General features: G+C 49.7%; 1 pseudogene. It reads left to right on the forward strand.

Features of this window, described 5'->3' with window-relative positions:
• Nucleotides 1–597 precede the first annotated feature (597 nt).
• Nucleotides 598–1,628 (forward strand): annotated as a pseudogene (gene ltrA, locus IEW48_RS16600) (group II intron reverse transcriptase/maturase); the annotation flags it as partial.

Genomic DNA, 1,628 nt, shown 5'->3' on the forward strand with positions numbered 1-1,628 from the left:
GCTCTCTTTTTGTCTTTTTTTGCTATATGGTTTTACTTACGTCTTCAAGAAAAAAATAGTCTACCAAGAAACTTAAATTGAGCAAGTTAAAACTTAAAAAATGAAACTTTTTCAGCAATCCCTAAGTAAGCCATGCCCTTTCTTGTTAGAAACAGAACAGGCAAGCATGCATCATGCCCGAGACAAACGCCCATGTTATCGGTTGACATGGGCGTTTTCTTGGTACGCCCGGCATGGGTGCGTGACTATAGGGTGAAAGTCCCGAACGGGGGCTCATCAAGCGCCTACCGTTAGCTGAAAGCAAGGGTGTCCGCCGTGAGGCGGAATCTGGTGTTGCTGGAGGCAAACACTCGACCTGAGGTACACGAACCCAATTTGAGGCTGTCACAATCGGATGAGTCTGCCAAACAAGACGAAGTCCAAAGCCGCCAAGGGTTGTGGCAGTATATTGGGCAGGTACATGAGTGGAAAGTCCGTGCTCTTATCCGGGGAGGCCTGTACGGCACGCCATCTGAAGATGGTAACCAAAACCGAAAGGTNCTGAGCATTGCCCGGCAAGACCTGACACCTCATCCCGCGAAAGGAGAAAATATCTCGATGGCTTTGTTGGAGAACATCTTATCACGGTCAAATCTAACCAAAGCACTCAAACGTGTGGAGGCTAACAAAGGCGCTCCCGGCATCGACGGGGTTTCAACTGAACACCTCCGAGATTATCTCCGGGAGCACTGGCCAGGCATTAAACAAAAGCTGCTGGAGGGGACCTACCAACCAGCACCTGTCCGAAGGGTCGAAATCCCGAAACCTGACGGAGGTGTCAGGTTGCTGGGTATCCCTACCGTGATAGACCGATTCATCCAACAAGCCATTCTCCAAGTACTCACACCCATCTTCGACCCTCACTTTTCGTCCCACAGTTATGGATTTCGCCCCCAACGCCGGGCCCATGATGCCGTCCGGCAAGCCCAACGATATATCCATGAGGGGTACAAATACGTCGTGGACATTGACTTGGAGAAATTCTTTGACCGGGTTCACCATTGACATCCTGATGAGCCGGGTGGCACGCCGGGTAAAGGACAAGCGTGTCCTGAAGCTGATACGGGCCTATTTAAAAGCGGGGATCATGATTGCTGGCATCAAAGTTCGCTCAGAAGAAGGAACGCCGCAAGGAGGTCCACTGAGCCCGTTATTGGCCAATATTCTTCTCGATGACCTAGACAAGGAACTTGAAAAGCGAGGGTTGCGCTTCTGCCGTTACGCGGATGATTGTAACATTTATGTGCGCAGTAGGCGCGCAGGAGAACGTGTGAAGCAAAGCATCCAAAGATTCTTGGAGAAGAAGTTAAAACTCAAAGTCAATGAGGAGAAAAGCGCGGTCGACCGACCATGGCGGAGGAAATTTCTAGGCTTCAGTTTCACCAGCCAACGCCAAGCCCGGATACGCCTTGCTCCGAAGTCTATCCAACGCTTTAAGAACAAGATACGACAGCTGACCAACCCAAACTGGAGCATATCAATGGAGGAACGAATCAAGAAACTGAATCAATACATGATGGGATGGATAGGCTATTTTGCTCTCATTGAGACACCAAGCCCCTTGAAACGTTTAGAAGAGTGGATAAGGA

The organism is Caldalkalibacillus thermarum (assembly GCF_014644735.1).
GTDB classification, from domain to species: Bacteria; Bacillota; Bacilli; order Caldalkalibacillales; family Caldalkalibacillaceae; genus Caldalkalibacillus; species Caldalkalibacillus thermarum.